Origin of the sequence: Exiguobacterium sp. s152, from assembly GCF_018618335.1 — a bacterium.
GTDB lineage: Bacteria > Bacillota > Bacilli > Exiguobacteriales > Exiguobacteriaceae > Exiguobacterium > Exiguobacterium chiriqhucha.
On the sequence record NZ_JACSLX010000001.1, the window covers coordinates 704122 to 728373 of the forward strand.

General features: G+C 54.2%; 29 protein-coding genes. 7 read left to right on the forward strand and 22 right to left on the reverse strand.

Features of this window, described 5'->3' with window-relative positions; genetic code table 11:
- Position 1 precedes the first annotated feature (1 nt).
- The 6 genes from KNP72_RS03610 to KNP72_RS03635 all read right to left on the reverse strand — a co-directional run bounded on the left by KNP72_RS03610 (position 2) and on the right by KNP72_RS03635 (position 3066).
- The gene (locus tag KNP72_RS03610) at positions 2 to 364 is read right to left on the reverse strand and encodes a VOC family protein (protein ID WP_138858932.1); all 363 of its coding nucleotides are present in this window, start codon (positions 362 to 364) and stop codon (positions 2 to 4) included.
- Positions 361 to 1134, reverse strand: coding sequence for an ABC transporter permease (locus KNP72_RS03615; protein ID WP_214751501.1), 774 nt, complete (start codon positions 1132 to 1134; stop codon positions 361 to 363). The genes KNP72_RS03610 and KNP72_RS03615 overlap by 4 nt, the downstream gene beginning before the upstream one ends.
- Positions 1131 to 1835, reverse strand: coding sequence for an ABC transporter ATP-binding protein (locus KNP72_RS03620; protein WP_214718158.1), 705 nt, complete (start codon positions 1833 to 1835; stop codon positions 1131 to 1133). The genes KNP72_RS03615 and KNP72_RS03620 overlap by 4 nt, the downstream gene beginning before the upstream one ends.
- A 15-nt stretch (positions 1836 to 1850) precedes the next feature.
- Positions 1851 to 2384 carry a GNAT family N-acetyltransferase gene (locus tag KNP72_RS03625; RefSeq protein ID WP_214832274.1) on the reverse strand — a complete coding sequence of 178 codons (534 nt, stop codon included), beginning with the start codon at positions 2382 to 2384 and terminating at the stop codon, positions 1851 to 1853.
- Positions 2384 to 2602: a DUF6440 family protein gene (locus KNP72_RS03630; RefSeq protein ID WP_058764442.1), complete on the reverse strand. Its 219-nt coding sequence runs from the start codon at positions 2600 to 2602 to the stop codon at positions 2384 to 2386. Before KNP72_RS03630 ends, KNP72_RS03625 begins: the two co-directional genes overlap by 1 nt.
- A gap of 131 nt (positions 2603 to 2733) precedes the next feature.
- A complete protein-coding gene (locus KNP72_RS03635; RefSeq protein WP_251128866.1) occupies positions 2734 to 3066 on the reverse strand; it encodes a GntR family transcriptional regulator in 333 nt (110 codons plus the stop codon).
- Positions 3067 to 3122: 56 nt separating this feature from the next.
- On the opposite strand from KNP72_RS03635, the gene KNP72_RS16010 reads away from it, so the two are divergent.
- Together KNP72_RS16010 and KNP72_RS03645 are read left to right on the forward strand one after the other, a co-directional pair.
- The gene (locus KNP72_RS16010) at positions 3123 to 3284 is read left to right on the forward strand and encodes a hypothetical protein (protein WP_215188179.1); all 162 of its coding nucleotides are present in this window, start codon (positions 3123 to 3125) and stop codon (positions 3282 to 3284) included.
- Positions 3209 to 3382, forward strand: coding sequence for a family 4 glycosyl hydrolase (locus KNP72_RS03645; RefSeq protein WP_214832275.1), 174 nt, complete (start codon positions 3209 to 3211; stop codon positions 3380 to 3382). The genes KNP72_RS16010 and KNP72_RS03645 overlap by 76 nt, the downstream gene beginning before the upstream one ends.
- Positions 3383 to 3694: 312 nt before the next feature.
- Here KNP72_RS03645 and KNP72_RS03650 read toward each other — a convergent pair whose 3' ends face one another.
- On the reverse strand, positions 3695 to 4255 hold the full coding sequence (locus KNP72_RS03650) for an AAA family ATPase (protein ID WP_214800989.1): 561 nt from the start codon (positions 4253 to 4255) through the stop codon (positions 3695 to 3697).
- A gap of 260 nt (positions 4256 to 4515) precedes the next feature.
- Here KNP72_RS03650 and KNP72_RS03655 point away from each other — a divergent pair, with 260 nt between their 5' ends.
- Entirely contained in the window at positions 4516 to 5745 is a 1230-nt protein-coding gene (locus KNP72_RS03655) for a hypothetical protein (protein WP_214832155.1), read from the forward strand.
- Between the two features lie 11 nt (positions 5746 to 5756).
- Here KNP72_RS03655 and KNP72_RS03660 read toward each other — a convergent pair whose 3' ends face one another.
- Both KNP72_RS03660 and KNP72_RS03665 read right to left on the reverse strand, forming a co-directional pair.
- Positions 5757 to 5921: a hypothetical protein gene (locus KNP72_RS03660; protein ID WP_214718166.1), complete on the reverse strand. Its 165-nt coding sequence runs from the start codon at positions 5919 to 5921 to the stop codon at positions 5757 to 5759.
- A gap of 19 nt (positions 5922 to 5940) precedes the next feature.
- Positions 5941 to 6168, reverse strand: a complete 228-nt coding sequence (locus tag KNP72_RS03665; RefSeq protein ID WP_214832157.1) for a DUF3221 domain-containing protein — start codon at positions 6166 to 6168, stop codon at positions 5941 to 5943.
- Between the two features lie 125 nt (positions 6169 to 6293).
- On the opposite strand from KNP72_RS03665, the gene KNP72_RS03670 reads away from it, so the two are divergent.
- Positions 6294 to 7178 (forward strand): tetratricopeptide repeat protein, encoded by an 885-nt coding sequence (locus tag KNP72_RS03670; protein ID WP_021066381.1) that lies wholly within the window; start codon positions 6294 to 6296, stop codon positions 7176 to 7178.
- Positions 7179 to 7249: 71 nt separating this feature from the next.
- Here the strand turns inward: KNP72_RS03670 and KNP72_RS03675 are convergent, their stop codons facing one another.
- The 8 genes from KNP72_RS03675 to KNP72_RS03710 form a co-directional block, all read right to left on the reverse strand.
- Positions 7250 to 7996, reverse strand: a complete 747-nt coding sequence (locus tag KNP72_RS03675) for an SDR family NAD(P)-dependent oxidoreductase (protein ID WP_214832159.1) — start codon at positions 7994 to 7996, stop codon at positions 7250 to 7252.
- Between the two features lie 124 nt (positions 7997 to 8120).
- Entirely contained in the window at positions 8121 to 9824 is a 1704-nt protein-coding gene (locus tag KNP72_RS03680; protein ID WP_214832161.1) for a methyl-accepting chemotaxis protein, read from the reverse strand.
- 188 nt (positions 9825 to 10012) lie between these two features.
- Positions 10013 to 11836 carry a methyl-accepting chemotaxis protein gene (locus KNP72_RS03685; RefSeq protein WP_214832163.1) on the reverse strand — a complete coding sequence of 608 codons (1824 nt, stop codon included), beginning with the start codon at positions 11834 to 11836 and terminating at the stop codon, positions 10013 to 10015.
- A 120-nt stretch (positions 11837 to 11956) separates the two neighbouring features.
- Positions 11957 to 14698: a hypothetical protein gene (locus KNP72_RS03690; protein WP_214832165.1), complete on the reverse strand. Its 2742-nt coding sequence runs from the start codon at positions 14696 to 14698 to the stop codon at positions 11957 to 11959.
- 114 nt (positions 14699 to 14812) lie between these two features.
- Positions 14813 to 15025, reverse strand: coding sequence for a DUF2922 domain-containing protein (locus KNP72_RS03695; RefSeq protein WP_021066376.1), 213 nt, complete (start codon positions 15023 to 15025; stop codon positions 14813 to 14815).
- 29 nt (positions 15026 to 15054) lie between these two features.
- Positions 15055 to 15267, reverse strand: a complete 213-nt coding sequence (locus tag KNP72_RS03700; protein WP_021066375.1) for a hypothetical protein — start codon at positions 15265 to 15267, stop codon at positions 15055 to 15057.
- A 26-nt stretch (positions 15268 to 15293) separates the two neighbouring features.
- The gene (locus tag KNP72_RS03705) at positions 15294 to 15434 is read right to left on the reverse strand and encodes a YvrJ family protein (RefSeq protein WP_021066374.1); all 141 of its coding nucleotides are present in this window, start codon (positions 15432 to 15434) and stop codon (positions 15294 to 15296) included.
- 68 nt (positions 15435 to 15502) lie between these two features.
- A complete protein-coding gene (locus KNP72_RS03710) occupies positions 15503 to 15715 on the reverse strand; it encodes a hypothetical protein (protein ID WP_029594867.1) in 213 nt (70 codons plus the stop codon).
- Positions 15716 to 16035: 320 nt separating this feature from the next.
- Here KNP72_RS03710 and KNP72_RS03715 point away from each other — a divergent pair, with 320 nt between their 5' ends.
- Positions 16036 to 16476 carry a MerR family transcriptional regulator gene (locus KNP72_RS03715; protein ID WP_021066372.1) on the forward strand — a complete coding sequence of 147 codons (441 nt, stop codon included), beginning with the start codon at positions 16036 to 16038 and terminating at the stop codon, positions 16474 to 16476.
- A gap of 29 nt (positions 16477 to 16505) precedes the next feature.
- Here KNP72_RS03715 and KNP72_RS03720 read toward each other — a convergent pair whose 3' ends face one another.
- The 4 genes from KNP72_RS03720 to KNP72_RS03735 all read right to left on the reverse strand — a co-directional run bounded on the left by KNP72_RS03720 (position 16506) and on the right by KNP72_RS03735 (position 20170).
- The gene (locus tag KNP72_RS03720) at positions 16506 to 17261 is read right to left on the reverse strand and encodes a Fic family protein (RefSeq protein WP_214832168.1); all 756 of its coding nucleotides are present in this window, start codon (positions 17259 to 17261) and stop codon (positions 16506 to 16508) included.
- Between the two features lie 153 nt (positions 17262 to 17414).
- Positions 17415 to 17759: a YxeA family protein gene (locus KNP72_RS03725; protein WP_214832170.1), complete on the reverse strand. Its 345-nt coding sequence runs from the start codon at positions 17757 to 17759 to the stop codon at positions 17415 to 17417.
- A 13-nt stretch (positions 17760 to 17772) separates the two neighbouring features.
- Entirely contained in the window at positions 17773 to 19560 is a 1788-nt protein-coding gene (locus tag KNP72_RS03730; RefSeq protein WP_214832172.1) for an ABC transporter permease, read from the reverse strand.
- Positions 19547 to 20170: an ABC transporter ATP-binding protein gene (locus KNP72_RS03735; protein WP_214832174.1), complete on the reverse strand. Its 624-nt coding sequence runs from the start codon at positions 20168 to 20170 to the stop codon at positions 19547 to 19549. The genes KNP72_RS03730 and KNP72_RS03735 overlap by 14 nt, the downstream gene beginning before the upstream one ends.
- 124 nt (positions 20171 to 20294) lie before the next feature.
- Between KNP72_RS03735 and KNP72_RS15820 the strand changes: the two genes are divergently transcribed.
- Positions 20295 to 20486, forward strand: a complete 192-nt coding sequence (locus tag KNP72_RS15820) for a sensor histidine kinase (protein ID WP_286038317.1) — start codon at positions 20295 to 20297, stop codon at positions 20484 to 20486.
- A gap of 13 nt (positions 20487 to 20499) precedes the next feature.
- On the opposite strand, the gene KNP72_RS03745 is transcribed toward KNP72_RS15820, so the two are convergent.
- Entirely contained in the window at positions 20500 to 22353 is a 1854-nt protein-coding gene (locus KNP72_RS03745) for a sensor domain-containing phosphodiesterase (protein WP_214832176.1), read from the reverse strand.
- Positions 22354 to 22632: 279 nt separating this feature from the next.
- On the opposite strand from KNP72_RS03745, the gene KNP72_RS03750 reads away from it, so the two are divergent.
- The gene (locus tag KNP72_RS03750; RefSeq protein ID WP_251128834.1) at positions 22633 to 24237 is read left to right on the forward strand and encodes a C40 family peptidase; all 1605 of its coding nucleotides are present in this window, start codon (positions 22633 to 22635) and stop codon (positions 24235 to 24237) included.
- Positions 24238 to 24252 lie beyond the last annotated feature (15 nt).

Below are 24252 nucleotides of genomic sequence, written 5' to 3' on the forward strand. Positions count from 1 at the left end.
TTCAGAGGGCTTGAATCATCTCGACTCGATTGCCGAACGGGTCGCGGAACTCGAACCGGTCGAATCCAGGAATCGGGATACCCGTGAGCCGCTCAATCCCTTCCGCCTCGAGCTTCTGTCCCCATTCCGCCAAATCGGTCACGGCGTAGGCGACGTGTCCTTTCGTCGACAGTCGGTCAACCCCGTCCTCGGTCCCGACGTGGACGCTACGGTCGCCGACCTCGAGCCAAAACCCGCCCCGTCCTTGAAGTGACACCGGCTTCTCGATTTCTGGAAGACCGAGCACGCCGCAATAAAATGCACGGGCACGGGCTTCCTCCCCTTTCGGAATCGTGATTTGCACGTGATGGATGCCTTGAATCATGTCGTTTTCCCCTTTCGATACGTCAACCCGACGAACTGAAGTTTTTGGTTGAACAGGCGCGGATACGCGAGATAGCCGACCATGACCGCCGAGATGGATGCGGTCGTCAAGATGAGGAACAAGATGAGCAATTGATAGAGCACCGCCTCCATCGGGTCGGCCCCGCCGATGATGAGACCGCTCATCATACCCGGGAGTTGGACGAGCCCCATCGTCTTCTGCGCCTCGACCGTCGGAATCATGCTCGTGCGGATAGCGCTCTTCAAACTGCGCTCGATCGCTGCTTTCGGTGTGCCGCCGAACGACAAGATGAGCTCAATCACTTCATCGCTCCGCTCGACCTCGTCTTTGAACTTGTTCAAGAACAGGAGCGACAACACCATACAGTTCCCGATGACCATGCCGCTGATCGGGATGACTTTCTCCGGCTCGAACGGGATGATGCCGAGCCCGAGCATGAGGCCCATCGTCAGCGTCTCGACCGTGACGAGCGTGAGCAGAATCATCCATGTGATGCCGGGGATGCCGTCCCCTTTCTTGATAATGTTCTGCGTCGCCGCCCCAATCATCAACAGAATCATGAGCAGCATGAACACCGGACTGTCGCTCTCGAAGACGAACGTCAAAATGTAGCCGATGATGAGCAACTGAACAATCGACCGCACCGTCGCAATCAAGATGTCGCGTTCGAGCCCGAGTTTTAAGAACAGTGCCAAACCGAGCGGGATGGCGACAAAAATCAATGAGGTCATCAGTTCGATGAACGTCATAGCTCTTCCCCCCTCACGAAACGACCAATCATCGGGTTGTCGGACTCGTCGATGAACGTCGCGTCGCCGAATTCAATCAATTCCCCGTTTCGCAAGAACCACATGTCATCACTGACTCGCCGGGCCTGATCCAAGTCGTGCGTGATCCAGACGACAGTGACCCCGAAGTCTTTTTGCAGTCTCACAATCAACCGCTCAATCTCTTTCACGGTCCGATAGTCGAGGCTCGCCGTAATCTCGTCCAACAACAGCACGTCCGGCTTGTTGACGAGCGTCCGGGCAATGGCGACACGACTCCGTTCCCCGCCCGACAACGTTTTGATCGGTTGGTCGAGCGAGATGCCACCCAAGTCGACTTTCTGCAACAGGTCCGCCGCCCGCTCCCGTTCGAGCGTCTCGCCGAAGATGGCTTTCGGTAGGTTCATGTTGTCATACACCGTCCCGTCAATCATCGGCGCGCTTTGGAACGCCATGCCGATTCGTTGGCGTAGCTCGATGACGTCGATCGAATCGATATTCTCCCCTTTGAAATAAATCGCGCCGGCGTCCGGTGATAACAGACCGTTGATGTGCTTCAGGCACGTCGTCTTGCCGGCACCACTCGGGCCGACGAACGTCGTGATGCGTCCTTCCCGGAAATAACCGGACACGTTATGTAAAATGTCCCCATGACTCACGTTCTTGAATTCGATAATCTGCATCGGTGTCCTCCCCCATCATGTCATGCTGTCTGTCTCAAGAAATGAATACATATATAAATCGTCGTACTTACCACGTGTGAACTCATACCCCCGCAGCAACCCTTCTCGCGTAAATCCGACCCGCTCGAGGAGCTGTTGTGACGCGGTATTCGCCGGCTCGACGAGCGCCTCGATACGATGGAACCCGAGTTGTGCGAACCCATGACGAACGACCGCGCGGAGCGCCTCACCGGCAATACCTCTTCCCCAATAATCCGAGCTGAGCTCAAACCCAATTTCGGCTCGCTGGTGCTTCGCTGACACGTTCAAAAATCCGCAACTGCCGATGACCTCGTTTTGCCCGGTCAACGTGATTCCCCAGCGGACACCTGTCCCTTCCTCGAGAATCGAATCGTACCAGGCAATCTCTTCTAACGCATCCTCTAACGACGTGAACGGGTCGAGTCCCATATGGCGGACGACCTCAGGTTTCGATAAATATGCCAACAGGTGTGGCGCATCGTCCGCTGTCACCCTCCGTAACGTCAGCCGATTGGTGCTGAGTGACATCACGATCGGTACCCTTCCTCGACCACAACATCACCATTCGCATCGAGTAGCGGAGTGATGCCTCCACCTGTCCCGACCCACGTCTGGATATAGTTCACGCCGGTGTCCGTATCGACGAGGATGGTGATTTGTCCAAGTTCCGGCAGTTGTTCCGTCAACTTGACGTGAAACCGTTTCGATCCTGCCGCTTCTTCTGCTATTTTCTTTTTGAATAACATCCTACCCCCACCTTTCTACTTCTAACTGTACGCAACATATCTTCTCGTTTCAATGAATGAGACGCATCCATGACTGCCGGATGTGAAACCCCTTTAATCCATACAAAAAAACACGCCCGATTGTGGCGTGTTCATGAATAGCTTCGCTCGATGACGAAGCTCGTCTTATCCCCTCTAAAGTAGGACCGTGAATATTCAATCGTACGTCCCGAGGCGTCCTCGGTCACCGTCTCGATATAGAAACACGGCGTACCGAGTGGACAGTCGAGCAGCCCACTCACTTTCTCATCAGCGAGGGCAATCTCGAGCGCCTCCGTCGTCTTGGCGACATGGACGTCATGGACTTGTGACAACGTCTGAAAGAGCGAGTGCTCGGCCTGGTTTTTCGTGATGCCCGGTGCGACCTGCCATGGGATGAACGATACTCGACCGCGCTTCCCTTGTACGGCGATGAACGGTGCCAGCCGGCTTGGTAAAAGCGTTCCGTACGATTCTGGTCTTGATTGAGCTCGCCAATGAGATGGCCGTAATTTGCCCGGACGCTTGGCTCGTTAACTTCACGAATCTTGCCCGTATCGTCATCAAAATTCACCTGACGACGCCGTCATCACGAAGTCAGGTTCGCTTCCAATCACCATCGGGTCACTCCCGCTGCCAATCAAAGGATTCATCACAAATTTGAAGACGTTTGAACAACTCGCGATTCAAGAGATTATCTCAGGTTCGCACCACGACGCCTATCCCGCCGGCTTGATGAATCCACTCATCCAAGATGAGTAAAGATTGATTCAGCTATTCGATGCGTATGAAGCGCGTTTACCACAATTCAACTTATTTAGGCGATGTTTTTCGCATCTCTAAGCGTCTCAGGACGCGTTCTACGGTGACGGCGTCACACGAGAGACGCTCGATGCGATTCAACCTGGAGACTCGATTGAGGTCATGGTCCACCCGGCCGATCTCGATCCCATACTCCCGAGCGTCACGTCTTACCTCGATGCACATCTCGTCGAGAAAGACCTGCTCACCTCCTATCACCGCCCCGATTGGTGGGCATAACAAAAGCGAGTCCTTATGCGGGACTCGCTTTTGTCATAGCTGGAAATGTTGTTTGATTCGTTCAGCGACCGTCGCCGCATCGAGATGCGTGTTGTTGATGCGCAAATAGTTGTCGACGTCGAGTTCCCCGTGCTGTGAGTTCAATCGATAGAGCGTCGCCGTCTGCTTCAACTCACCTTCCGACCAGGCGATATCCCGCTTCGTCGGCTTATGTGTCAGCCGGTTCTCCGTTTGGTTGCGGATCAGCCGCTCTTCGATGTCCGCCTCGAGCTCGACGTAGTAGATATCGGCCCCGTTCGACTCGAACAGGTCGGTCACTTGTTTGATATACGCCCAGTCCTCTACTAAATCAAACGCCCAGACGTACGTGAAAATCATTCCGTCCAAGTCACTTTTCGCGACCGCTTCGAACAGCTCATGGCGGAACAGCTGGACGAGGCGGCGGCCTTCGTCCGTCCCATAACTGAAGAACGGACTGACGAGATCAATCGTCATATGGTTATGGAACAGCTTTAAATCCGTGATGCTGGCGAGCTCTTGTCCGACCGTCATCTTACCGACGGCTTGTGGACCGAATAATACGACGAACTTCATATCTAATCCCATCCCTACTGTCATTTTCAACAGCATATCATATTGCTCGACTCATCGAATAGGAACGGAAGGCACGGGTCGTCCAAAAGGGCTGCATGTCGGTTTCCCCTTTCTGAAACGTTACTCTAACCCATTCCCGTTTTAAAAAAAGTCAGTCCAAATCCAGATAAATGTGTGTGCCCCCAACAAATATTTGTTTACCCCTGCTTCATATGAGGAATAGGCATATCATCTATGTGTATGAAGGAAGGTGTCATCCCGTGACTTGTCCACGCTGCGGAGCGAAGACCCGCTCGAAAACCACTGTTTGTCCGACGTGTGGCCATCGCCCACGTCGCTTGAAATGGATTGCTGTCCCCATCGTCATTGCACTCATCGCATTCGTCTCTTTCTTAACGAACGCCTATTTGACCGACAGCCCGCGCTCGAGTGATTCGCTCGCCGACAAAGTCGATTTAAATATCACGGAAGACACGGTCTCGGCCGATGGTGCCACCACTGTTGACCTCGAGACGTTGCAAGATAGCCTGTATACCGTCGGCACAGGTACCGGGTTTTTGATTAGCCCGCAAGACGTTTTGACGGCGGCCCATAACGTCGCCGGCATCACTCGCGTCACGATGAAACATGGTGACAAGACGGTGAACGGAACCGTCATCGGTCGGACCGATGCCATCGCCGTCATCCGAATCGAAAAAGTGAAAGCGACCCCTTTCTCGTTCAGCCATGCGATTGTCGGACCGGACGAATCGGTGTTGACACTCGCACCGGATGAACAGATTGAAGGAACGCTCACGTTCGAAGAAGACAGCTACCGCCGAGAGTTTGATTTGCCGAACCGCGCCATCGGCAGCCCAATCGTCACGGCCAATGGACGGGTGCTCGGCCTTCACTTGGTGACGAAGACGCTTCCGGTCGCCTTGTTCGAACAAGACGTACTGTCGTTCCTCGAGTCGGACACACCGGCACCGCCACCGACGACAAAATACGATACTCCGGCTTCCGAACTCGCACCGGTCGCACCGATCACACCGGTCCCGAAACGTGAAGATCCGGTCGAACCTGCTCCGGCTCCTGAACCGGAACCAGCGCCCGAACCGGCACCAGCACCGGAAACCGAGGCAGCGCCAGAAACACTGGAACCGACCGAGCCGCCAGTTGAAGAACCGGGACCGGTCGAGGAAGAGCCGCCAGCCGAACCGGAACAACCAGCTGAAGAAGCCGAGGCGCCTCCCGTCACAGAACAACCGACCGAGCCCGACGTTCCCGTGACCGAACCGGCGGAACCTGTCGAGCCGGAACAACCGGCCGCTCAGGAGAAAGAAGCGGAGGCGGCACCGGTCAAGAAACAAGACAAGCCGAAGGCCACCGCTAAGCCTGACAAGAACGAGACACCGCCCGCCGACAAAGAGAAACCGGTCGCCGATGATGCGACCGAAGAAGCTCTGGACGAGCCGGCTGAAGACGAAGAAAGCACGCTATCTGAATGATGACGTGCTTTTTACGTGTCTTTTCGCGTGCGCCGCTGCAAGTTGCCTACCGCCGCCCCGAATAGGAGCAGGATGATGGACAACATCCAAAATGGCATCACGTCCTGCAACAACCAGACAATCAGCGCACTGATGGCGATGACGACACCCATCCATAAGAAATTCGACTGTCCCATTTCGTTCACCTCGGTCTCATCATAGCACATCGACCCGATACGCCGTCGCCTGAGGCGGCAGCGAGCGGGTCATCTTCTCATCGTGCTCGACGCGCACCTGTTGCCCGACGGCGAGCGGTGTCTCATCCTCTCGAAGCGGCTCTTCCCAGTGAAACACGATACCATCGAACGGCTCGGCATCTAGATTCGGCGCGACCCGCATCCGCGTCGGTTCGAGCTCGACAATATAACCCGTGAACGTGACCATCTCCATCCCTCCATTTCCTCGGAAATCCTTCCCTATTCTTTTCCCATTTTTTGAAATAACTCTACTCGTCCGTCCGAATGCTCGGTATAATGAAGCAACACTCATTTACGCCGGGAGGGACCTTCATGAAACACACCATCGATTTACACCATCCAGACTTTCAACGCACCTTCCTCGAGATGATGCTCCTTGAAGAAATGATTGACGACTATAACGCCGAAGCAATCGAATCGCTCGTCGTCCGCGGCGAGACGAACTTTCCGGACGACCCGTTCTTTCCGGCGATGCGGGCGTATCCGCTCATCCGTGAAGGTGAGTTCGGCCGGGCCCGCGACGTGCTCGAAGCCGCGAGCGCAAAAGGCGACCATTACATGATCCACTGTCTCCATGGCATCTTGAGCGACGATACGAATTTCTTGTTCGAGGCCGAGCAGCATTTCCTTCGGGCCGTCGAACGCTATCCGAACGTGCCGATCGTCCAACGCACCATCGCCGTCCATTACTTCAATCGTAAGTTTTATGGGGAGGCCGGTCTCCACTTGATGCATTACGTCCGGCTCGCCGGATTCAACGAAGAGACGGTGCCGATGTTACTCGAATTCTTCCAAGTATATGATGAGATTCCACTCGAGATGAACGATGAGCTCCTCAAGGTGGCCATCGGATACTTGAACGCCAACCCGCGCAACCCGCGCGCCCACTCGCTTTATGCATCCATCTGCAGCCATCGGGTCGAGATGCTCGTCAAACGGTTGCCGGAAGACAACCATCAGCTCGATGACGAGACAATCGCGATGTTGCTCGAGGTCGAAGAGCACGGCATGTGGAGTGCGACGTATGACGACAGTGAGGACCACATGTTCCGCGCCATGTTCGCCGATTATATCGACAACGTCGTCTTGCCGAACACGTCCAAACTGTATGTATACCGTTTGCGTCTCCGCTATTGGTATCACCGGCTCACGCACCGGTTGACCGGAGGCTACGGGGATTCGATGCGCTCGTCTTGATTGAATATGAACAGGGGTCCTGCCACCACATGTTGGTGACGGGACCCCTGTTTGTTTCTTATTTGACTTGATCACATATACGGATGAATCGGTCCGCGCAACTCGAACGAGTAATCCTCGTGGTTGACGATTCCGACGACTTGATCGCTCTCGAGCAATTGGACTAAGAACTCAGCCATCTCTTCGGCCGTATGATACTTCTCGACGTTTTGACTATAGTCAAAGTTGTCCTCTTCGCGGGCGCGGTTCGCAAAGCCGGTCTCCGTCGCGGCCGGGGCAAGCACTTTCGCCCGCAGTTTGTCCCCGTCGTTCATGAGCTCGCGAGCGAGCCCTTCCGTATACGCACTGACGAAGAATTTCGACGCGCTATAGGTGACGCCTTTTTTGGCGATATGATATCCGACGACCGACGCGACGTTCAACAGTGTCGCCCCTTCGACATTGTGATAGTCCCGGACGTATAGGCTCGACAGCACCGTCAACGCCTCGACGTTCAAACGGATCATGTTCTCGATTTTTCCGACCTCGACGTCCTTCACGAGATTCGAGTCCCCGAACCCGGCGTTGTTAATCCACGTCTCGATGTCGAGATCGGCGAGCGACTCATACAGCCCGTATACGTTCTCGCTGTACGACAAGTCTTTCGCCTTGATGATGACATCGCTCTTCGGCGCGATCGTCTTAATCTCACTTCGTAACTTCTCGAGCTCGTCGTGGCGGCGTGCCACGAGCACGAGTGACTTCCCTTTCTTGGCGAGCAATTTCGCCGCTTCATAGCCAATGCCTGAACTTGCTCCAGTGATGACGGTATATTTCATGATCTGTCTCCTTTTCGATGGAATCGAGATTTTGTCTCTCTCCCGCAATTCCCGAAACACTATCCCGTCAATCCTGACAACACGCAAAAAACGTCCTCGCCTGTTCAGGCAAGGACGGTTCATCTTATGTTTGGAAGCGCCCGATGAGCGTCTGCAAGTCACCAGTCATATTGCCGAGCGACTCGGCGACACCGTTCAACTCTTGAATCATCGCGAGCTGGGCGTCGGCCGTCTCGCCGACGCTACGCATCGTCTCGGCCGTGCCTTCACTGTCACTCGCCATATGAATCGCCGCTGTCGCGACTTGTTTCGTCGTGATCGCAATCTCGCTCGAGGCGACACGAATCTGTTCCGTGTTCTCTACCGAGGCGTGCAACTGCCCGACAATTTGTTGGAACGACGCCGTCGCTTCTTCGAGCAACGCCGTGTTCGTCTCGACGCGGCGGGCGCTGATGGCGTGACGCTCGAGCACCGCGTTCGACTGGACTTGAATCGATTCGATTAAGCCGGCGATTTGGGACGCCGATTGTTTCGACTGTTCTGCAAGCTTCCGCACTTCCTCGGCGACGACCGCGAAGCCTTTCCCTTGTTCCCCAGCCCGAGCCGCTTCGATGGCCGCGTTCAAGGCGAGCAGGTTCGTCTGGTCGGTGATGGATTGGATGACCTCGGTGATGAGGGCGATCTCATCCGACTGTTGTTTCAACGCTGTGATTGATTGTCCGGTCGTGACCGTCTCCGATTCGAGCGCGAGCACTTCTTGCTTCGCCTGTTGAATCGTCTGTTCGCCGCGTTCGGCGAGCCTTAGACTCGTCTGGACGTCTTGGCTAATCGTCCCGATCGATGTGGCGATTCGTTCGACACCTTCATCAGCCGCTGCGACCGCTTGCCCGCTCTTCGAAGCCGCTGCCGCCTGGTTGACCGTCTCGCCGACAACTTGTTCAATCATCCGCGTCGTTTCCTCTGTTTGCGAAGACATCTCTTCCGTGCTCGCGTACAGTTCTTCCGACTGGGCCGTAATCTCTTGGGCGTTCCGGCTCACTTCGTCGATGAGTTCGCGAAGGTTGCCTTTCATCTGGTTGAAACCAATCATGAGCTCACCGATTTCATCGCGCGTGAGCGCTTGAAGATCGACGCGCGTCAAATCGCCGTCGGCGACGATGCCGACCTCGTCCGATAATTGACGGAGCGGTACCGTCACCATGCGCTGGAGCATATAGCCGGCCCCGAGCGTGAGCAGCACGATGAGGAGGGCAATCCCTGTCGAGTAAAGGAACGCCTGTCCGCCAAGCCGCTCGAGCTCCTGTTGTTTCTCGACGATCGTCGCTTCGGTCTCGGCTTGCAACCGTTCGCCCGTCTCCGAAATCGATGCCGTCACATCCGGCATGAGGCGGAGCGTCAATCGGTCGATGTTGTCCTGATCGTTATTATCGGCCGCGACGATGACTTCTTGCGCCAAATCGTCATAGCCAGTGGCGTAGGAAAGCATGCTCTCGAGTTCTTTCGTCTCGGCATCCGTGTTCGACAGCGCGAGCAATTGTTCAAGCGCCTCTTTCTTTTCTTTGGCGCCGCGTTCGATTTGGGCGCGTCGCTCGTCATCTTGTACGAGAATATATCCTCGTACACCGTACGCTTGGCGCGTCATCCCGAGCGACAAGTCGTCGGCCGCTTTCATCTTCATGACGTCGTCACGAATCATGTCTTCGTATTGGCTTGTCATATTTTGCAGCGTCCATAGGTTATAGCCCATGCCGAGCGTGACGAACAGCAAAATCAATCCGATGCCGCTAAACAGTTTTTGTGTCAATGACAGTTGATTGAATCGTTTCATAATCCTTCGAGGACTGTGTCCTCTCCCACCTCTATTTCTCTTTTTTTGGAACTACATGGGTTTTATCGGATGTCGGAACCGGTTTTCCAATTTTCTCGCACATTTATTTCAACATTGACCTCATTTCCTAGTTTCCACTCCACATTTTTGCCACAAAAAAGACCGCAGCATGGGGCTACGGTCTAGCTTCATAACTTGAACTGTGACACGCGATTCGATAGTTCGACCGCACGTTGTTCGGTCTCCTGCATCCGTACCTGCACGTCATTGAACCGCTCGACGGACAGTTGGACTTTCTCCGAAATCGATTGGGTCCCGTCCGCCCCTTCGGTCACGGTCGTCGCGACTTCTTGGATGACGTGGAGGATGCTATCGGTCATATGACGGAGTTGGAGCGCGTTCGTCTCGAACGTCTCTGCCGTTTGTCCGAACACGGTCGCATCTGCCTCATATTGAGTGGCCGACTCCTCGAGTCGGTCGTAATCGGTGAGCACTTTCGTGTCGAGGAACGTCAGCATATCGGCCGAGCTTGTATTGAGCCGGGCGACCGAATCGATGACCGTGTGCGATACCGCTTGAATCTCGTTCACCGTCTGCCGCGAGTTCTCGGCAAGCTTTCGAATCTCCGAAGCGACAACCGCGAAACCACGGCCGGCATCTCCGGCCCGAGCCGCCTCAATCGATGCGTTCAAGGCAAGCAAGTTCGTCTGGTCCGCGATGGTCAAGATGGCGCTCGTCAGGACACGAATCTGTTCGACCGACTGCGCCCCTTTGATCGCCTCGTCAAGTTCGATGCGTTTCTGTTCGATGATGGCGTTCGCTTCCGTCTTCGATGCAACGGCTTGTTCACGCATGGCGTGAGCGCGACGTTCGACGTCGCCCGCTGTCGTCGCGCTGTCGTTCGACAAGTCGACGATGGAATCGATGGAACTGCCCATCTCGGTCGTCGACGCACTCATCTCTTGCGAGGACGCGGCCGTCTCTTCCATACCGGCCGTCAATTCCTCGACCGTGCCTGACGTCTCTTCCATGTAACGGCTCAGTTCAATGACTTCCGCTGCCACTTCTTTTGAGGAGACGAGGACGACTTTTGCCGTCTTGTCGACGTCGATCATGATGTCGCGTAGCGTAGCGAGGAACGTGTTGAACGAGCGGCTCACTTGCGCGATCTCGTCGTTCGATGTGACCGGGATGGCCATCGTCAAGTCGCCACCTTGTGAGGCCAACTCGTCAAACTTCTCTTGGAGCACCCGCATCGGTTTGATGATGGAACGCAATAAGCTCAGTCCGAGGAACAACAGGAGTACGACCGCCCCGATTGTCACCGCGAGTAGTGCGATGAGCGACTGTTGAAACTCACGTTCCATGTCGGCGCCGACACGTTGTGAACCTTCCGAGTTGTAGTCGACGAGCTCGGTCAGGCGCTGCGTGAAATTATCGTATGTCGATTGGGACTGGGCGTCGTAATACGAGCGGGCCATGCCGTTGTTGCCAGACGTACTGAAGATGAGCATATTGTCCGACACGCGTTGATACATCTCCCACTGCTTGCTGAAGTTGGCGAACAGTTCTTTGTCCGTTTCACCCGTCGCCGTCTGTTCATATTTCGGGGCGATCTCATTGATGCGTGTCCGAATCTCTTTCATCGCGGTCATCAATTCTTCTTTCGCGGCCGCGTCGTCCGTCACGATGTGTTCAAGCTCGAGCGCGCGATAGTTCGCCGCGAGCGTGTTCAACTCGTGGGCGTAGTCGAGCCCTTTGTTCCAGTTGTTGACGATGTCATCGCCTTGACGGTTCGCATCGGCGAGCGACAAGAGCGAGTAGCCACCGACACCTGCGACCATGAGGAGCGCGAGAATGACGAGTCCCCACAGCTTTTGACGGATGGTCAGGTTCGTGCCGGTCACTCGTTTTCCTTCACGCGTGCTTGGCTTTCGTCGTTTCGGTTTCCATTGAAAGCGCCGGACGTTTAAACGGTTCCGTAGCGCTGTCCACTTCTGTTTCACTGACATATGTATATTCCCCTCTCGCATGCAACGTTTCTTCCTATATCGTCTTGACGTCGAGGAATCTAAAGCGGATTGACCAAAATAAAAAAAGATGACTGAAAAATCAGTCACCTTTTCTCTACATTATAATACGGACTTTACAGTCTGGCCGCTTCGGTTGGCCGGCGTCACGACTTTAATCGTCAACTTCGAGCCGCGTTTTTGCGGTTTGATGGACACGTTCGTCGAAGTCGATGTGATCGTCTTCTTCGCGACGAGCGTCTTTCCGTTATAAATCGTCACCGTGCCGTACGGGACATTCGTGCGAACAGCAATCGATTTCGTCGTCGAGCGGATTGTGCCGGTGCTCACCGTCGGACGAACGCCTGCTTTGACGATCGCGCTCTTCGCGTCACGGGCCACTCCGACTTTCGTCTCGAATACGAGCTTCGTGCCCGCACGCTGACGGGCGAACTTCACTTGATAGCTGCCGGTCGAGTTCGCCTTCGTCCGTCCGATCACTTTCGTCCCCGCCTTCACGGTGACGGTGGCGTTCGGGAGTGTCTTCCCTTTCCACGTGCTCACTTCGTCAGACGGCGCGAACGACGTCAACGAAGCCGTCGGGACTTTGTACGTCGTCCGCTTCTTCTTCGACCCAATCGTCGACTCGACGACGACCGACGTGCCTGGTTTCACCGAGATCCGGTAGCGGTCTTTTCCAACCTCAGTGTATGAGATTGGCTTCCCATTCACGATGAAGTTCAAGTATGCCGGTGTATCTTTCAACACTGTAAACGTTGAAGTAGACGATGTGACGAGCACATCTTTGATGCTGAGTGTCTTCGGTGCGTCACTCGTCACTGTTTGTTCGAACGTTTTACTGAGTTCAGGGCGGAAACTCGCGATGAGTCGAATCGTCTGTCCTTCCCAGAGTGGTCCTTTCAACGCGATGACGTTCGTTCCAGGAACGAGACGTTTTGCTGATTCATCTCGGCCATTTCGCGCTACCGTGAGCAGTGGAGAGAGTGTCCCGTTATAATGAACAGTCACAGTCGTATCACCTGTCTTCGGTGGTTTTGTCCACGTGACGTCAGGCACCGGATAATCTGTTGATACGTAAAGATTCGCATACTGACTGTTCGTGTCGAGAATGCGATAAATGACACGGTAGTACATCGGCTTGTCTCGATTGTACTCCGTTAACTTCGCGACTCCCGATGCGTCTGCTTGGACTTCACGAACTTCATAGTTTGTCGGTGAGAACAATTGACGCACCTCGACTCGGGCATTTGGTTTTGTCCGAATCGTCACACCTTCCATCGCCGTCTCGCTCAACACTTCGGCAATGTTCGTATCGGTCGGTTCATTCATTTGGAACGTCTGTTTGACCGATGCTGTTGTGGCTTGGTTATACGTCGCGTTGTCTGCTACCCAAACCGTGATGGTTTGATTTCCCCAGAGAATACCGCGTGAGAACGTAAAACGTCCTGTCTCATCGGCCGTGACCGAACCGTCACAGCTCGCGTATTTGTTGTTTTCACAAGTCACATACACCGTCATGTTTGGGGCTGTCGTACCGACGATATCCCCTACCGGCCCGTTATCAAATGATGTTTCGATTTGAAGCGGCACTTTCGTCACCGGATTCAAGGTGACTCTGTTGCTTGTGAGGTTTCCGAATCGAACGGCATAACTGAACGACTCGTCGAACGATGGAACGATGTATCCATCCTCGAATGAGCGTGTCGCATCGACCACTTCCGCGTCTGATCCCAAGTCGGCGACAGGGATTTCATGGTAGACGCGATCGATTGTCACGACGGTCGCCATCAGTTGATAGGACTCGCCTAACCAGGTGTTGCCGGCTCCAGACGGTTTTGTAGCTTTCGGCGAGGTGTACAGCTGACCTGGAATGAGGTGGGCACGCTCTGCCGCCAGTAAGCGCTGGTCGTTTCGAAGCAAGTAGCCTCCGTGCAACAGTTTGTAGTCAAGCCGTGAATTGAATGAATCCAGTCGCAGTTTGTTCAATGTCTTCGTGGCTAAATCGATGGTGAGCAAATAATCGAACTCCGTCATCGCGTAGTACGTGCCGTTGTGATAGGTAAACGACTCGATTTCATAGAACGACTGATTTTTCAAATCAAGCGTCGTGATGGTACGTTGCTTCCAATCATACACGTGTAAGTCACTAACCCCTTCTAACAGAAGGTGATCTGTCGTAGGTTCAGCAAATACCGCTGTCACCGTATTCGGCATCTTGATTGTCTCGATTATCTCGCCTGTATCTGGATTCAGATGGAGCAGGACGTCCGAGTACGTGTCCGCAACGATGAGTTCGTTCGCGTTTGTCGCCAATATCACTTGTTCACGATCGGAGAGAGTACGCTCCCACTTCGTGACGCCATCCGAATCAGTCATTACGAGTTGCTTCGAGCCTTTGTTCTCCCACAACATCATGTCGCGACTCGCATCGTACGTGATAAGTCGAATCGATTCTGTGTCGAATGGCGGGCTGAATGTACGCGTCGACCCGTCTCGGTTAACGTGAATCATATCCCCTGTCCGATGATGCGTCGCCATGAACGCTTCACCATCTAGGCTCGGTTTGAACGTGTAGAAATCTCCATACGCCCCATCTTCATCATACGACCGATCCGCCGTCAGATTGCCGTTGAAATCGATCGGTACGACGGTTTGTCGTTTTACATCATGAAGCCGCGTGGCTCCGTCTTGATAGTCCAAATAGAAGGGAGACCCTTCAATCGTCTTCACTTCTTGTTCGAGCAGTGTGCCCAGCTCGAACTTCGGTGTCGCACTCGCTTGATCCATCGGGAACATCACGAATAACAGTGCGACGAATAAGAGTAAATAGTGCCATTTCTTCATTTACAATACCTGCCTTTTATTCAATATATTTTAAATATACCTTCAATTTGTGATTTTTAGAAGAATAACAGGAAAAAAGCACCGTCTCTTTTTTTAGAGACGATGCCTTTTGGATTATTGAACGTTCAACACGGTCTGTGTACCTTCGATCATCTTGATCTCTGTCCATTTGACGACACTCTTGCCGAGCGGATCGTTGGCGACCATGAAGTCGGCGAGCGCTTGTACTTTCAACGCGTCGACCGGCTGTTTCACGTTATTCAAACGGAAGCGCGATACTTTATTGAACATGTCCAAAAATGCGATTTCTACTTTAGTCTCAGTCATGGGTTAGTCCTCCTTGGATGTGGGTGTGATTAGACGACGTCGTATTCGCGAACGACCGATACGGTGAAATCTTCTTGCTCGGTCAAGTCGAGCATGAGGTGACCGAACGCCTCGGCATTGTCAGCCGTGAGCGCCGCCCGGATCGGACCGAAGCGCTGCGTTTTCTTCGTCGGTTTCAAGCTGTTCAAATCGTGGTGCGTCGTCAAGACGAGCGTGGCTTTCTTTTCAGTCAATACGGCCATGGGGGATGGCTCCTTTCGGGGATGGATTACAATTCAGACGGATAGGTCGAGTCGAGACGTTCGAGCAGTTGAATCATGCGCTCAAGGCGCGTCTCGATTCGGTGGAGCAGATAGAGCGAGACGACGATCGGGAAGCCGAGGTTCGAGATGAGTTCGGGCCAGCTCATGGGCCCACCCGCTCATCGGACACGGTTCCGGCGGGACGCTTCGGTACACGCATCAGGGGTTCCTCCAATTAGAACGTCACGTGGAATTCACGCGACACGACGTATGCGGCGGATTCGACCGCGAGAAGCGGAATCAACAGATCACCGAACTGCTTGATCTCCTCGGTCTCCATCCGCGCACCGAGTGGACCGAATCGGACGAGCTGACGCTTTTCCTTGCCGTCAACGAGCCGCTTCGTGTCGAGATAAAAGACGCTTGCGTATTCTCGATACACTGCCATATGTCTCACCTCCTTCGCCCCTATTAACCGAAGTTGGTGAATGTTTGCTCATATTTCCTCGTAACCTTTTCGTAACGACTATAGACCTATTCTGAATGAAGACGCATTCATCGGTCGAAATCGGCTTTATTCCTTGAATTCTCATACCAATTAGGGTATCTTAATAGACGTCAATCGAATTTCGAAAATACGCCTATAGTCCCACGAATTCATTTCCCCACTTTGAAAAAACTGGCAGTTAATTGCTTAGAAATGGGTTACTATACGGAGGAGGGCATTTTCGAAATGACCAGTTTGACTTGAAGAAGGAGATACTCTAGATGAACAGCTTAGACTTCGCACTCAACACTTCTATTCCTTCCGCTCAACTCGACTTCGACCACACCGACCTGACGTTTTATGCGACTGACTGGGATGCTTATCGCCCGGAAAACGCGAAGCCGTTCCTGTACAACGAACGCCCATTGACCGTCTATCCACTCAAAGAACTGAGCCGTGCGTTTCATGTCGCCGGGATTCCCCGTAGCCAGCAACAGCTGATCAAATGGGAAACCGACGGCGTCTTGCCACCGACCCCGTTCACGATGGGACGCAAGCGCTTCTATACGGAAAATCAGATTCGGACAATCGTCGACATCGCATTGGAATGCGGACTACGGCCCCGGACACACGTCAAAAAGACGAACTTCTCCGAGCTAGCCCATAAAGAATTGGCGTACATACTCCAACTGGAATTGAAAACCGAACTCCCGCTTGGATAAGCGGACATGAGACAGCCCTTCCTGAATCGTCAGGAAGGGCTGTTTTTGGATGGATGAGGGGCAATCGCGCTCAAGTATAAATCCAGTGATGTTTCGACCTCGGTCGCGACAAGGGCGATAAAGTCGTCGTACATTCCTGTCGTATGCGCTCGATCTAACGCATTGTAATAACTCAGGCGATTTTCGACTTTGATGACAATCGGCGGATAACCGGACTTCATCAACTCTAAATTGAGCAACAACCGAGATGTACGACCATTTCCATCAATGAACGGGTGAATTCCCACAAACTTAGCATGCAATAAAGAACCCCGTTCAACTGGATGCATCGTATCCGTCTCAGTTTCATACCACCGCATCAGCTGCCCCATTTGATCTTTAATGAGATACGGGGGCGGCGGTGTATGGACCGCCCCCGCAATAAACACTTGCTGATCCCGATAGACGCCTGCATACGAATCGTCAATGCCTTTCAAGACGAGACGGTGCAAATTTTTAATTTGCCACTCCGTCAGCGGCTCTTCACGTCGGACAATCTCTTCGACGTAGGAAATAGCATCTTGATGGTTAATCACTTCTAGATGTTCTCGCATCGTCTTCCCGCCAACCGTTATACCTTCCAGCACCACTTTGGTCTCGTTGATTGTCAACGTATTTCCTTCAATGGCATTCGAGTTGTATGTCCATTCTAAAAAGAGTTTTGCTCTCAAACTTTGAAGCGTATACGTCGGCAGCGGTCGGTTTTGATCCAGTTGCTCTTTTTTCATCGTCAGTTGCTCAAACATATAACCCGCTTCCTTTCTCTCAAGTGTTCGTGATTTCATTATACGCTTGTTTCCCTGAGCAAGTCGATTTCGATGGAGCGCCTTACTTCGTGACATATGCGAAAAAGCACGATACATCATTCCCACACATGTGTGATACATCGTGCTTTATTTTCATAAATTCTCCCGTGCCGCCTCGGGGACGTCCGCGACCGACACTTCGTCGTATGACGTGACCTCATCCTTATTTTTGACGTACAGTTTCAAGTACGCCCCGCTCCGAAGCTCTTTCGCCGCCGTGAACGTGACCGTTTGCGGATCGCCGTCCTTCGTCAGCCCCTCGGTCGAGTAGACGTAGCGGCGGACGACGTCACCCGAATCGAGCGTCGTCTCTTCCACTTCCGTGACCTCCCCGACCTGCACGTAGACATGATCCTTCCCAATCCGTTGCCAATCGATATTGATGAGACCGATGACAACAATGACGAGCGCGATGCTCGCAATGATTCCTTTTTTCATCATTCTCTCTCCTTCATAAAATTTGTTTCGTGAACCGACGTACGGTCAGCACGTAGTAGAGCGCATAAATCGCGCTGTACAAAGCCATCCAGACGAGCACCGGCACCGTGAAATTCATTCCGAGCAACCTCGAGAATGCGACGAGCGCGACCGAGGCGTGCACGATGCCGAGCGAGAATGGCGCTAGGAACACGACAGCGATCTGTTGGCGAATCGTTCGTTTCACGTCACGTTTCGAGATGCCGACTTTTCGGAGTACCGCGTATTTGGCCCGGTCCTCTTCCGCTTCGGTCATCGTCTTGAAGTAGATGATACTGCCGGTGGCGACGAGGAAGACGAGTCCGAGGAAGCTGCCGACGAACAACAGTGCGCCGTGCACGGCCATCGCTTCGCTATATAAGGCCGTCGCGCTCGAGAAATTCGTTTCGTTCGACAACGACTCCGACAAGGCGGTTTGTTCTTTATAATCGGCGACGGAGACGGCTTGATACGTCGTTGCCGGTTCCGACAGTGCCGTGAACACGTCATCCGGTGTCACGAGAAGCAAGCCGCCGAACGTCATGACGTTGAGCGGTGTCTCGTCGTAGCGAGAAGCGACTTCATGTGTCACACCATCGAGCCCGACCTCGGTCACATTTTCTGAGAATCGCTCGTCATAGAACGGATCAATCAAATAGACCTGATTTTGTGTCAGTGCCGGTGGTGTATCCCAGCCCAGATCGGTCGCGACGGCTCGGAACGTCGACTCATCGATGACGCCATATTCGCGTTCCCCCATCTCCCCAGCGACCCGAACCGTCTTCTCGAGAACGGTCGTCTGACGAAGCACATCGGCATCGATATCACGCGCCTCACCTTGCCAGGCGAACGTGTACGGTGCGTACGATGTGACTTGTTGCTCGGCGTAATAATAGACGCTGAAGATGGCGCCGCCGGCCGTGATTGCCGTCGCACTGATGATGCTGATGAGCGTGAGCGTCTTGGCGTTACCACGGATTCGGTATAACAACTGTGACGTCGTCAACAAGTTGAGCCGGCGCCATGACCAGCGCTCATTCGCTTTCAAGCGGCCGAGAATGAAGATGAGGACACTATGGAACAACAGACCCGATCCGACAATCGTGAGCCCGATGATAAGGAGCGGCATCGCCGCCGTGAGATATCCCCAGAGCGGTGACGTCGCTAAGTCTTGCAAGGCGAGCCAATAGGCCGCACCGAGGACGAACACTCCAAGGAGTGCCATGAATGGGCTCGCTTCCGGGACGTCCTCACCTTTCTTGTCAGCATGGAACAGTTCAATCAGCTTGAAGCGATAGATGACCCGATAACCTTGAAACGACGTGAACAAGAAGATGGCCACGAACACGAGCGTCGTCTCGATGAGGGCCGATGTCGCGACCGTGAAGCCGATTGACAAGTCGCTGTTCATCAAGCGGAGCAATAGCTGTAACAGCGCATTCGAACCGAGCAAACCGAGCCCGATTCCGACGATGAGCGACACCGCGCCGATGACGAGGTTCTCGAACAACAAAAGTGTCCCGATTTGTTTCTTGCGTACCCCGAGGAGCGAATAGAGCCCGACCTCTCGTTTACGCCCTTTCAAAAAGAAGGCGTTCGAGTAGGCGCTCATTAAACTTCGAATCTGTCCTGACGTCTCGGCCATGCCGCTAATCTCATCGCTATGTTTGAGCGTCGCGAACGTGAAATAGATGATGATTGAGAAGATGGTCGTCCCGACGTAGAGCGCATAGCGCGACAAGTTGCGGGCGACGTTCTTCTTCGCGAGATCAAATAGCGTCATCGGACGCACCGCCTTTTAGCTCGTCGAGGATCGTCTGATAGAAGGCGTCGCGCGATGTCGTGCCGCGAATCAGTTCTTTCGACAACCGTCCGTCCTGAATGTAGAGCACCCGACGGCAAAAACTCGCGGCGTAGGCATCATGCGTCACCATCATGATCGTCGTCTCGGCCTCGTTCAACCCGGCGAGCGTCTGGAGCAGATCTGTCGCCGACTTCGAGTCGAGCGCCCCCGTCGGCTCGTCGGCAAAGATGAGCTTCGGATTGGAGATGAGCGCGCGACACACCGCCGTCCGCTGCTTCTGACCACCCGAGATTTGGTACGGGTATTGGTCGAGGATCGCCGTAATCCCGAACCGATGTGCGAGCGCATCGACGCGTGATCGTGTCTCATCGATTGGCGTCTTCGTGACGGCGAGCGGGAGCAGGATGTTCTCGCGGACCGTGAGCGAATCGAGCAGGTTATAGTCTTGGAAAATAAAACCGAGATGGTCGCGTCGGAAGTCCGAAAGCGCCTCTTCTTCGAGCTTGGCGATATTCTCTCCGTCGACGAAGATGCCTCCGTCCGTCGGTGTGTCGATCGTCGCGAACACGGACGCCGAGCCGCGCGCCATCGACCAGCATTTTATGAAACGGGCACTGCTCAACTTTTTGTATAACGCCCTGCTCCATAACGATGAGACGGTCACCGTCCACGTGACCGTCGCGCAGGATGTAATCACGATTTAAGACGATGGCATCGGCATCGATGCGAGCGAACTGCCGTATATCTTCGAGCGCTACTATCGGGGCACGAACACGACCGACGCGCTCGGCAGCGGCCTCGGCATGGCCATTTCCCGGGACATCATCAAAGCGCACGGCGGCACCGTTTCCGTGACGAGCGAGCGTGGGTCCGGGACGACGATTCGCATCGAGTTACCGGCATAACAAAAGGATTCGCTCAGCGGAGCGAATCCTTTTTCGTCGTGTCATAGTCATCAATCCACGTCTCGAGCTCATCAATCGGGAGCGGACGCGAGAACAAGTAGCCTTGCATCTCGTCACAGCCGAGCGAGCGGAGCGTGTCGCGCTGGTCCGTCGTCTCAATCCCCTCGCACACCGTCTTCAAACCGAGCCCGCGGGCGAGCTCAATAATCGACTGGACGATGACGTTGCCGGTCGGATCGTTGTCCGTCACTTGGATGAACTGCCGGTCGATTTTAATCTCATGAATCGGATAATGCTTCAAATAGACGAACGCCGAGAAGCCGGTCCCGAAGTCGTCAATCGAGATCGAGAAGCCTTGTTCCCGGAATGCGACGAACCGCTCGATGACGTGCTGCTGATTCTCCATCCCGACGCTCTCGGTGATCTCGAACGTCAAATAGTTCGGGCAGACGCCCATCTCCTTGACGATGTGGGCCAACTTTTCGACGACCCCGTCCGACAGGAAATGACGGGCCGACAAGTTTAAGGCGAGCTGATACATCCGGCCCGCGTCGTGCCACGTCTTCAATTGGCGACATGCCGCCTCGAGCGCCCACTCTTCGAGCGCGATGATGACGCCGGTCGATTCGGCGAGCGGGATGAAGTCGAGCGGTGGAATCAATCCTTGTTTCGGATGAATCCAGCGCATCAGCCCTTCAAATCCTTTTAACTTGCCAGTCGACGCTTCAATCTTCGGTTGGTAATAGAGCGTGAACTCGTTCAAAGCGAGCCCTTTCCGCAAATTCATCTCGAGCGTCAGTCGGGCCGTCGCCTTCTCGCCCATCTCTTCCTCGTAGAAGGCGATCCCCCCGCGCTGCACGTGGCGATCATTGGCCGTGATTCGGGTCGTGTCCATCATCTCGAGCGTCGAGCGTGACTTGTCCTCGATCGAGATGAAGGCGCTCATCGTCAAGACGACGTCGAGTTCCCCGACCGCGAACGGCTCGCTTGTCACCGTCTCACAAATCAAATCGGCGAGCGTCTTCACTTTGATGCGGTCGCCGTAAGGCGTCCACAGTAGAAAGCCAGATTGAGAGACGCGCGCCAAGAGCGACGCATCGACGACTTGTTGGAGACGTTCCGCTAGTTCGATGACGATGTCGTCCGCGCGCTGGATGCCGATTGCCGTCTCGACGGAACGGAATTCGTCCGCCCGGAGATAAATCAATGAGCCGAGCTGGTGCGGTGCCTCTTCGCGGAGCGCGTCCACCCGCTCGACGAACCCGTTCAAGTTCATGAGCCCGGTCTGTTCATCCGTATAGGCGAGCTTCGCGATGTGTTCATCAATCTCGCGGCGGTCGAGCCGGAGATAGAGGATGGCGATAAAGTCGGACAGCGTGCTGACGATCAGCTCCTCGATGAACGTCCATTGCCGCGGTGCGAACGTCTCGCAACAGATGACCCCTTTCGCCTGATTGTTCGCATAAATCGGGGCGTCGAGCATCGAATAAATCCGTTGCCCTTCCACGAAGTACTGTTGATACAGATCCTTCACCCACTCGTGCGTCCGCACGTCCTCGAACGGGAGCACCCGGTTCGTCCGCAACGCGTCGAAATAGACAGGTGCGTCCCCACGCATGACCGTCAACACCGGTTCGCTCGGCCCGTTCTCTTTCGAATAGGCGACTTGGCAGGAAATCGAGGCGTACGATTCGTCAAAATGCCAAATCGAGACCGTGTCGACGTCGAGCATATCCGAAACGACCTCACACATGTAGGAGAGCGCTTGTCGCACCGCCGCCTCCGTCACCTCAGGCATGCGGACGAGTTCGAACAGTTTCTCTTGATGTTTGCGATATGATTGTGTTGAAAAGTTCCCCTCGTTCATAAGTCCCCTACTCTCGTTCATACGTTTTGCATTCATGATAGCATGAAAAGATATATGTATAGGTTTCCAAAATTCAACAGAAAGTCAATTTTCGATTCCCCTGTTTCTTTAGTACAGTTGATCCGTCCGTGACGAAAAATATTGACCTCATTTTTAACGGAATCCAAGGATTGAGCCATTTCCACCATTGCTTGCCGTTTCTGTAAACCCTACAATAAACATGTATTGCTTCACCTGTCGATAATTGTCAAAAGCACTCATAGAGAAGGAAGTGACCCAATGTCCCCTAAGTCCGGCCTCATGTACTCATTCGCAGCCATCGCCGCCGTAACGATCGTCGCCCAGGCCGACGAAGCCGCCGCAGCCAGCTCACACGTCGTCCGTGCCGGTGACACGCTTTGGTCGATCAGCCAACAGCACAACGTGTCACTCGCTAATTTAAAAGCTTTCAACAACTTGAATTCAGACCGTCTCGCCATCGGGCAGACGCTTAAATTGAACGGGAACGCCCCAAGCGCGCTCAAACCAGCGACGACATCGAACCGCTCTCACGTCACGTCAGCTAACTTGAATTTGCGCTTCGCTGCCGGCACATCACATAAAGTACTCGCGACAATCCCGAAAGGCAAAACGCTTAACGTGATTCAAACGAGTGGCGCCTGGTCAAAAGTCACGTATAACGGCAAGACTGGTTGGGTGCATAACGACTACTTGACGACAACCGCTACCCCGGTCGCACCGAACACGTCGACGCCGCCTACCGTATCGGCAACGTTATCGAAAACGACCGCCAATTTGAACCTTCGGGCCTCGAAATCGACGAATTCAAGTGTTCTCGTCACAATTCCGAAAGGTCAAACGGTCACCGTATTAAAAGTCGAGGGCAACTGGTCCCACGTCAAGTTCGGCTCGAGAACCGGCTTTGTTGCCAATACATATTTACAGAAAGCGGCCTCGACACCCACACCGGCTCCAAGTCAACCGACGACGCCGGCAGTACCGAGTGCGCCAAAAGAACAGAGCATCAACCAGTCGTACGTCACGACGGCCAACTTGAACGTTCGTCGAGGTCCGGGGATCGGCTACGCCCTCGTCACGAGCATCCCGAACGGCACAACTGTCAAAGCGACGAAGCAGAGCGGCACGTGGGTATACATCACGTATAACGGCAAGAGCGGTTACGTCAGCACCGGTTACTTGAAACAGACGACGACGGCACCGAGCGCGCCGGTCACACCGAACGCCGGAGACGGCGGTGCCGGCAACGCCTCGTTCGACTACGTCGTGAATACGCCATCGTTGAACGTCCGCACGTCGGCCTCGACGAGCTCGGCCATCATCGGCCGTGTCACGGCCGGGCAGACGCTCCGCATCGTCCAGACGTCGAACGGATGGCATCAAATCTATATCGGGAATACGACCGGTTTCGTCGCGGCGTCTTACGTCAAAGCGGTGCCGAAAGGGTCTACGGTAAACCCGACTCCGACTCCGTCACAAGGTGCCGGCCTCGCTGCCATCGCGGTCGCCAAGAAGTATGTCGGCACCCCGTACATCTGGGCGTCATCGAACCCGGCCAACGGCGGATTCGACTGCTCTGGACTCATCCATTACGCCTTCAACCAGGCAGGCTACAGCGTCCCACGAACGAACGTCGCCACATACTGGGCCGGGTCTTATTTCGGAACACAGCTCAGCAAGACGTTCGTCCCGCAAGCGGGCGACCTCGTCTTCTTTGAGAACACGTATACGGCCGGCCCGTCACACATGGGCATCATGATCAATTCAGACACGTTCATCCACGCCGGGACGTACGGCCTCGGCTATAACACGATCAGTAAAGAGCCATACTGGAAGTCACGCGTCATCGGCTACAAACGACCGTGACCTTTGGCGCATTCA

Coding starts and splice junctions, on each gene's coding strand:
- KNP72_RS03720 (WP_214832168.1), bottom strand. CDS start 17,261: ATGTTTGAGCAACTGACGATGAAAAAAGAGCAACTGGATCAAAACCGA.
- KNP72_RS03680 (WP_214832161.1), bottom strand. CDS start 9,824: ATGAAACGATTCAATCAACTGTCATTGACACAAAAACTGTTTAGCGGC.
- KNP72_RS03625 (WP_214832274.1), bottom strand. CDS start 2,384: ATGTCACTCAGCACCAATCGGCTGACGTTACGGAGGGTGACAGCGGAC.
- KNP72_RS03690 (WP_214832165.1), bottom strand. CDS start 14,698: ATGAAGAAATGGCACTATTTACTCTTATTCGTCGCACTGTTATTCGTG.
- KNP72_RS16010 (WP_215188179.1), top strand. CDS start 3,123: ATGGCCGTAATTTGCCCGGACGCTTGGCTCGTTAACTTCACGAATCTT.
- KNP72_RS03675 (WP_214832159.1), bottom strand. CDS start 7,996: ATGAAATATACCGTCATCACTGGAGCAAGTTCAGGCATTGGCTATGAA.
- KNP72_RS03710 (WP_029594867.1), bottom strand. CDS start 15,715: ATGGCAGTGTATCGAGAATACGCAAGCGTCTTTTATCTCGACACGAAG.
- KNP72_RS03630 (WP_058764442.1), bottom strand. CDS start 2,602: ATGTTATTCAAAAAGAAAATAGCAGAAGAAGCGGCAGGATCGAAACGG.
- KNP72_RS03735 (WP_214832174.1), bottom strand. CDS start 20,170: ATGGCGCGCGGCTCGGCGTCCGTGTTCGCGACGATCGACACACCGACG.
- KNP72_RS03725 (WP_214832170.1), bottom strand. CDS start 17,759: ATGAAAAAAGGAATCATTGCGAGCATCGCGCTCGTCATTGTTGTCATC.
- KNP72_RS03685 (WP_214832163.1), bottom strand. CDS start 11,836: ATGTCAGTGAAACAGAAGTGGACAGCGCTACGGAACCGTTTAAACGTC.
- KNP72_RS03620 (WP_214718158.1), bottom strand. CDS start 1,835: ATGCAGATTATCGAATTCAAGAACGTGAGTCATGGGGACATTTTACAT.
- KNP72_RS03730 (WP_214832172.1), bottom strand. CDS start 19,560: ATGACGCTATTTGATCTCGCGAAGAAGAACGTCGCCCGCAACTTGTCG.
- KNP72_RS03715 (WP_021066372.1), top strand. CDS start 16,036: ATGAACAGCTTAGACTTCGCACTCAACACTTCTATTCCTTCCGCTCAA.
- KNP72_RS03650 (WP_214800989.1), bottom strand. CDS start 4,255: ATGAAGTTCGTCGTATTATTCGGTCCACAAGCCGTCGGTAAGATGACG.
- KNP72_RS03700 (WP_021066375.1), bottom strand. CDS start 15,267: ATGGCCGTATTGACTGAAAAGAAAGCCACGCTCGTCTTGACGACGCAC.
- KNP72_RS03610 (WP_138858932.1), bottom strand. CDS start 364: ATGATTCAAGGCATCCATCACGTGCAAATCACGATTCCGAAAGGGGAG.
- KNP72_RS03705 (WP_021066374.1), bottom strand. CDS start 15,434: ATGAGCTGGCCCGAACTCATCTCGAACCTCGGCTTCCCGATCGTCGTC.
- KNP72_RS03670 (WP_021066381.1), top strand. CDS start 6,294: ATGAAACACACCATCGATTTACACCATCCAGACTTTCAACGCACCTTC.
- KNP72_RS03745 (WP_214832176.1), bottom strand. CDS start 22,353: ATGAACGAGGGGAACTTTTCAACACAATCATATCGCAAACATCAAGAG.
- KNP72_RS03695 (WP_021066376.1), bottom strand. CDS start 15,025: ATGACTGAGACTAAAGTAGAAATCGCATTTTTGGACATGTTCAATAAA.
- KNP72_RS03615 (WP_214751501.1), bottom strand. CDS start 1,134: ATGACGTTCATCGAACTGATGACCTCATTGATTTTTGTCGCCATCCCG.
- KNP72_RS03660 (WP_214718166.1), bottom strand. CDS start 5,921: ATGGGACAGTCGAATTTCTTATGGATGGGTGTCGTCATCGCCATCAGT.
- KNP72_RS03750 (WP_251128834.1), top strand. CDS start 22,633: ATGTCCCCTAAGTCCGGCCTCATGTACTCATTCGCAGCCATCGCCGCC.
- KNP72_RS03665 (WP_214832157.1), bottom strand. CDS start 6,168: ATGGTCACGTTCACGGGTTATATTGTCGAGCTCGAACCGACGCGGATG.